The 6,613-nt window shown below is 76.3% G+C and carries 5 protein-coding genes; 4 read left to right on the top strand and 1 reads right to left on the bottom strand.

Translation table 11 applies throughout. The annotated features are described in order from the left end of the window. The first annotated feature begins 158 nt into the window (after positions 1-158). On the top strand, positions 159-2,249 hold the full coding sequence (locus ACFC1F_RS42315) for a primosomal protein N' (RefSeq protein ID WP_376167032.1): 2,091 nt from the start codon (positions 159-161) through the stop codon (positions 2,247-2,249). 44 nt (positions 2,250-2,293) lie between these two features. On the opposite strand, the gene ACFC1F_RS42310 is transcribed toward ACFC1F_RS42315, so the two are convergent. Continuing rightward, positions 2,294-2,872 carry a hypothetical protein gene (locus ACFC1F_RS42310; RefSeq protein ID WP_376167030.1) on the bottom strand — a complete coding sequence of 193 codons (579 nt, stop codon included), beginning with the start codon at positions 2,870-2,872 and terminating at the stop codon, positions 2,294-2,296. Between the two features lie 366 nt (positions 2,873-3,238). On the opposite strand from ACFC1F_RS42310, the gene def reads away from it, so the two are divergent. The 3 genes from def (at position 3,239) to ACFC1F_RS42295 (ending at position 6,603) form a co-directional block, all read left to right on the top strand. Then, entirely contained in the window at positions 3,239-3,784 is a 546-nt protein-coding gene (gene def, locus ACFC1F_RS42305; protein WP_209410249.1) for a peptide deformylase, read from the top strand. A 75-nt stretch (positions 3,785-3,859) separates the two neighbouring features. After that, positions 3,860-4,804, top strand: a complete 945-nt coding sequence (fmt, locus tag ACFC1F_RS42300; protein ID WP_209410250.1) for a methionyl-tRNA formyltransferase — start codon at positions 3,860-3,862, stop codon at positions 4,802-4,804. Positions 4,805-5,157: 353 nt separating this feature from the next. Beyond that, positions 5,158-6,603: an RsmB/NOP family class I SAM-dependent RNA methyltransferase gene (locus ACFC1F_RS42295; RefSeq protein WP_209410251.1), complete on the top strand. Its 1,446-nt coding sequence runs from the start codon at positions 5,158-5,160 to the stop codon at positions 6,601-6,603. Positions 6,604-6,613 lie beyond the last annotated feature (10 nt).

The following is a 6,613-nucleotide window of genomic DNA, read 5'->3' as shown; positions in this document are numbered from 1 at the left end:
CGGCGCCACCGCTCCCCCCCACATGCTGCACCCGGGTGACTAACCCCGGTATCGACGCGCGGGGGGCGCCCCCCGGGGAGCCCGGGGGGCCCGCCGCCTGCGGCGTTGTGCGGTGGATTTCGTGGTTGTGTCGGTGGGACCTGGTAGTACTGGGAGCGATGAGCAGCACGCAGGGGAGTGAGGACGAGGGCGGAGGCCCGGAGCAGCTGGCGTTCATCCGGGAGGCGGTCCGCCGGGCCAAACCCCGGACGTGGCGCGGCGCCAAGCGGGCCGAGCACCTGCCGGTCGCCCGGGTGGTGGTCGACAAGGGCGTGCTGACCATCGACAAGTTCTTCGACTACGAGGTGCCCGCCGCGATGGCGGAGGAGGCGCAGCCCGGCGTCCGCGTCCGGGTGCGGTTCGGGGCGCGGGTGGTGAAGGGCCAGCGCGAGGGCGGTGAGCTGCACGACGGGTTCATCGTCGCGCGGCTGGAGAAGAGCGACTTCGCCGGCCCGCTGGCGCCGCTCGCCCAGGTGCTCTCGCCCGAGCCGGTGCTCACCCCGCAGCTGCTGCGGCTCTGCCGGACCGTCGCCGACCGGTACGCCGGCACCCTGGCCGACGTCCTCCAGCTGGCTGTCCCGCCCCGGCACGCCAAGGCCGAGGCCCAGCCCTCGCCCGCACCGCGCCCGCGGCCCGCGGCGCCGGCGCCGGGCGGCTGGTCGCGCTACCCCGCCGGGCCGGACTTCCTCGCCTCGCTGGCCGGTGGCGGCTCGCCCCGCGCGGTCTGGATGGCGCTGCCCGGCCCCGGCTGGCCGTACGAGATCGCCCGGGCCGTCGCCGCCACCCTGGCGAGCGGGCGCGGCGCACTGGTCGTGCTGCCGGAGGGGCGGTCGGTGGCCCGGGTGGACCAGGCGCTGACCGAGCTGCTGGGCGAGGGCATGCACGCCACCCTCGCCGCCGACCTCGGCCCCCAGGAGCGGTACCGGCGGTGGCTGCTGGTCAGCCGCGGTTCGGTGCACGCGGCCATCGGCACCCGCGCCGCGATGTTCGCGCCGGTGCGCGACCTCGGGCTGGTGGTCGTCTGGTCCGACGGCGACGGCAGCCACAGCGACCCGCGCAACCCGCACCCGCACGTCCGCGAGGTGGCGCTGCTGCGCGCCGCCGAGGAGGGCGCGGGCGTGCTGCTCGGCGGGCACGCCGTGACGGTCGAGGGCGCGCAGCTGGTCCGCACCGGGTGGGCCAGGCCGCTGGCCGCGGACCGGGAGACCGTCCGGCAGGTGGCGCCGCGGGTCCGCACCGTCACCGACCAGGACCAGCACCGGGACGCCGCCGCGCAGGCCGCGCGGCTGCCCTCGGTGGCCTGGGAGGTGGCCCGGGAGGCGCTGGCGGCCGGGGGACCGGTGCTGATCCAGGTACCGCGGCGGGGCTACGTGCCCCGGCTGGCGTGCGGGAGGTGCCGCACCCCGGCCCGGTGCCGGCGCTGCGAGGGGCCGCTGGAGGCCTCCTCCGCCGACGCGCCGCTGCACTGCGCGTGGTGCGGCGAGGCGGCGGCCGACTGGCACTGCGAGGAGTGCGGCTCCTTCCGGCTGCGGGCCCAGGTGGTCGGCGCGCGGCGGACGGCGGAGGAGCTGGGCAAGGCGTTCCCGCGCGTCCCGGTGCGGACCTCCGGGCGGGACGCGGTGCTGTCGACCGTCCCGGACGAGCCGGCGCTGGTGATCTCCACGCCGGGCGCCGAACCGGTGGTCGAGGGCGGCGGCGGGTACGCGGCCGCGCTGCTGCTGGACGGCTGGGCGCTGCTCGGCCGGCCCGACCTGCGGGCCGGGGAGGAGACGCTGCGGCTCTGGCTGGCCGCCGCCGCGCTGGTGAAGCCGTCGGCGGACGGGGGCACGGTGGTCGTCGTCGCCGAGCCGACGGCGCGGCCGGTGCAGGCGCTGGTCCGCTGGGACCCGCTCGGGCACGCCGGGATGGAGCTGGAGGAACGGGCCCAGCTGCACTTCCCGCCGGTGTCGCGGATGGCCTCGGTGACCGGCAGCCCGGCGGCGGTCGCGGACCTGCTCGGTCTGATCCGGCTGCCGTCGGAGGCCGACGTGCTCGGGCCGGTGCCGGTGCAGGCGCTGCGGGGGGAGGAGCAGGAGCGGGCCCTGCTGCGGGTGCCGCCCGGGCAGGGTGCGGCGCTGGCGGCGGCGCTCAAGGCCGCCCAGATCGCGCGGATCGCGCTGCGGACACCGGAGGTGGTGAAGGTGCGGATCGATCCGACGGACATCGGGTGAGGGGCGGTCGGGTGTGCCGCCCCTCACCCGGGGCGGGCCGCCGCTCAGCCGCGTAGCGGGACGCCGGTGCGGTCGAGCGTGCCGCGCTCGTGGGCGGCGCGGTCCAGGGCGGCGCGGTCCAGGCCGCCCTGGCGGGCGGCCGGGACGGTCGCGGCCAGCCCGGTCGGGGCGGGCGCGGCGGCCGGCAGCTCCTCGGAGCGGTCGGGCCGGCTCGGGCCCGGCACCCCCGGCACCCCGGAGGCCGGCACCGCGCCGGCCGCCAGCAGCTCGCTGGCCGGCCGGCGCATCCCGTACCGCCGGTGCACCGCCTGCTTGGTGACCCCGAGGGCCGAGCCCACCGAGTCCCAGGAGAAGCCCAGCGCCCGGTCGAACTCGACCGCCGCCGCCACCAGCGTCTCCACGCTCTCGCGCAGCTCCTGCGCCAGGCGCACCGTCGGCGCCGGAGCCCGTCCGTACACCACGAACCCCGCCGAGGTGCTGGGGCGGCGCGGACGGTAGACGTTGCCCAACTGGGCGGTGAGCGTCCGCAGCGCGTCGACCTGCCGCCTCACCCGCTCGATGTCCCGCACCAGCAGGTGCAGGCTCGCCCGCGCCCGGGCGTCGTGGTTGATCTGCTCGGCCATGGCCTACGTGCCACCTTCCGTACGGTTCGGCTCGGCCGGAACGCCGTGTCCCGCGCGCTCCGGCCCCGGTCAATCTCACTTGACCAACGCCCGACCGGGGGCCGGGGTCACGCAGCCGGGCGAGTCGGGATATGCCAGATGCCCGGGCTCGGCCCGAGGAGGAGCCGTGGGATTGCATAGACTGGCCTGTGGTCGGCCCGAGTTCGGCGGTCCCGCCGGGCCGCGGGCCCGGCCGGTCAGACCGCCCGGGGTTTCCCGAGGCCCGGCCTCCGGGCCTCTCGAATGCCCGACCTCCCGACCACTCGACTGCCCGACCACTCGACTTCCCGACCTCTCGACCTCCCGACGGACAGGAGCCCGCAGCCCGTGGCGATCCAGCCGATCCGCATCTTCGGAGACCCCGTACTCCGGGCCACCGCGAAGCCGGTGACCACCTTCGACAAGGAGCTGCGCACCCTCGTCCGGGACCTCACCGACACCATGCTCGACGCCCCGGGCGCCGGCCTGGCCGCACCTCAACTCGGCATCTCCCTGCGGGTGTTCACCTACCACGTGGACGGCGTCACCGGTCACCTGATCAACCCCGACCTCTCGCTGACCGAGGAGGAGCAGGACGGCCCCGAAGGCTGCCTCTCGCTGCCCGGCCTGCGCTACGACACCAAGCGCGCGTACGGGGTCGTCGCCAAGGGCTTCAACATGTACGGCGACCCGGTCACCATCGAGGGCACCCAGTTGCTCGCCCGCTGCATCCAGCACGAGACCGACCACCTCGACGGCATCATCTTCATCGACCGCCTCGACCGCGAGCAGCGCAAGGCCGCGTTGAAGGCGATCCGCGACACCGACTGGGGCGGCGCACCCGCGCCCGTCGTCAAGGTCTCGCCGCACAGCACCTTCGGGTCGGCGCGCTGACCCTCCGGCCCCTGTGGCCTGCCCCGTTTCCTTCAGTTCTGACTGTTTGAACTCCCGCCACCAGAAAGGCACTTGATGCGCCTCGTGTTCGCCGGCACCCCCGAGGTCGCCGTTCCCGCCCTGGACGCCCTGCTCGCCTCCGACCGGCACGAGGTCGTCGCGGTGGTCACCCGCCCCGACGCCCCCGCCGGGCGCGGCCGCAAGCTGGTCGCCAGCCCCGTCGCCCAGCGCGCCGAGGAGGCCGGGATCGAGGTCCTCAAGCCGGCGAAGCCCAGCGACCCGGAGTTCGTCGCCCGCCTCACCGAACTCGCCCCCGACTGCTGCCCGGTGGTCGCCTACGGCGCGCTGCTGCGCCCCGGCACCCTGGAGATCCCCAAGCACGGCTGGGTCAACCTGCACTTCTCGCTGCTCCCCGCCTGGCGCGGCGCCGCCCCCGTCCAGCACGCGGTGCTGGCCGGCGACGAGGTCACCGGTGCGTCCACCTTCCTGATCGAGCAGGGCCTGGACTCCGGCCCGGTCTACGGGATCCTCACCGAGGAGATCCGCGCCACCGACACCAGCGGCGAACTGCTCGACCGGCTCGCCCACTCCGGCGCCCGGCTGCTCGTGGCGACCATGGACGGCATCGCCGACGGCAGCCTGCACGCCGTACCGCAGCCCGCCGAGGGCGTCACGCTCGCGCCGAAGATCACCGTCGAGGACGCCCGGATCGACTGGACCCACCCCGCGCTCCGGGTCGACCGCGTGGTGCGCGGTTGCGCGCCCGCCCCCGGCGCCTGGACGGTGTTCCGCGGCGAACGGCTGAAGGTCACCGGGCCGGTCAAGCTGGTGACGGACTCGTCGGTGCTCGCCCCGGGGGAGCTGGCCGTGGGCAAGAACAGCGTCCGGGTCGGCACCGGCAGCCACGAGGTCGAGCTGGGCGAGGTGCGCCCGCAGGGCAAGAAGGCGATGCGGGCCGCGGACTGGGCCCGTGGGGCGCGGATCGAGTCCGGCGAGCGGTTCGGCACCGGCGAGGAGTGAACCGGTCGGGTGCGCGCCCCGGGACCTCCTGCGGTGCGCCCCCTGTGGCTGAGGGCTGACGGCTGAGGGCTGAGCTTGTGGCTGACGGCTGACGGCTGACGGCTGACGGCTGACGGCTGACGGCTTGCGGCGGGAGGCGGCGTGACGGCGCCTCCCCCTGTCCGCCCTCCTGCGGGCACCGGCTCTGTACGGCGGACGCCGTCGACGGCGATCCCGGCCCCGATCCCGGCCCCGGCCCCGGGCCGGAACGGTGGCGCGGGTTGCGGCGGGGCGCCCGCCCGGGACGGCCGGGGCCCGGGATTCGCGTTACTGTTCCCTTGATAACCCCCGTAGCACTTTGAGGCACACAGAACATGAGCACGCCCAGCAGCACCCCCGGCGCCAAGCGCGCGCCCCGTCCGCACCGCCGTCCCAAGAAGGACCCGGCCCGGATCGTCGCCTTCCGCGCCCTGCGCGCCGTCGACGAGCGCGACGCCTACGCCAACCTGATCCTGCCCTCCCTCCTGCGCGAGGCCGAGCAGAAGGGCATGGACCGGCGCGACGCCGCCCTCGCCACCGAACTCGTCTACGGCACCCTGCGCCTGCAGGGCACCTACGACGCGGTCATCGCCGCCTGCATCGACCGCCCGCTCAGCAAGGTCGACCCGCCGGTCCTCGACGTGCTCTCGCTCGGCGCGCACCAGCTGCTCACCACCCGCATCCCCAGCCACGCCGCCGTCTCGGCCACCGTCGAACTGGCCCGGGTGGTGCTCGGCGACGGCAAGGCCAAGTTCGTCAACGCCGTGCTGCGCCGGATCAGCGCCCACGACCTGGACACCTGGATCGGGCAGGTCGCCCCGCCGTACGACCAGGACGCCGAGGACCACCTCGCCGTCGTCCACTCCCACCCGCGCTGGGTCGTCGCCGCGCTCTGGGACTCGCTCGGCCGCTGGCAGCCCGACGCCTCCGGGCGCACCGCCGTGGAGGAGCTGCTCCGCGCCGACAACGAGCGGCCCGAGGTCACCCTGGTCGCCCGCCCCGGCCGGGTCACCGTCGGTGAACTCGCCGACGCCCTCCCCGAGGCCCAGCCCGGCCGCTGGTCCCCGTTCGCGCTGCGGCTCGCCGAGGGCGGCGACCCGGGCGGGCTGACCGCGGTGCGGGAGAACCGGGCCGGCGTCCAGGACGAGGGCAGCCAGCTCGTCGCGCTGGCGCTCGCCGCGGCGCCGCTCGACGGCCCGGACCGGCTCTGGCTGGACGGCTGCGCCGGCCCGGGCGGCAAGGCCGCGCTGCTCGGCGCGCTGGCCGCCGAACGCGGCGCCGCTCTGGTGGCCAGCGAGAAGCAGCCGCACCGCGCCCGGCTGGTCGCCCGTGCGCTGGAGGGCAACCCCGGCCCGTACACCGTGATCGCCGCCGACGGCACCCGGCCGGCCTGGAAGTCCGGCGGCTTCGACCGGGTGCTGGTCGACGTCCCCTGCTCCGGCCTCGGCGCGCTGCGCCGCCGTCCGGAGGCCCGCTGGCGCCGCCGCCCGCAGGACATCGCGGCGTTCGGCCCGCTCCAGCGGGACCTGCTGCGCTCGGCGATCGAGGCCACCCGGATCGGTGGCGTCGTCGGCTACGCGACCTGCTCGCCGCACCTCGCGGAGACCCGCGCGGTGGTGGACGACGTGCTGCGCGAGCAGGGCGGCAAGGTCGAGTGGATCGACGCCCGCCCGCTGCTGCCGGGCGTCCCGTCGCTGGGCGAGGGGCCGGACGTGCAGCTCTGGCCGCACCTGCACGGGACGGACGCGATGTACCTGGCGCTCCTGCGGCGGACCGCGTAGGGGCTTGAGC

The organism is Kitasatospora sp. NPDC056181, from assembly GCF_042266225.1.
Classification (GTDB): Bacteria; Actinomycetota; Actinomycetes; order Streptomycetales; family Streptomycetaceae; genus Kitasatospora.
The sequence above is the reverse complement of the archived record's forward strand: the minus strand, read 5'-3'. Positions and strand labels throughout refer to the sequence as shown.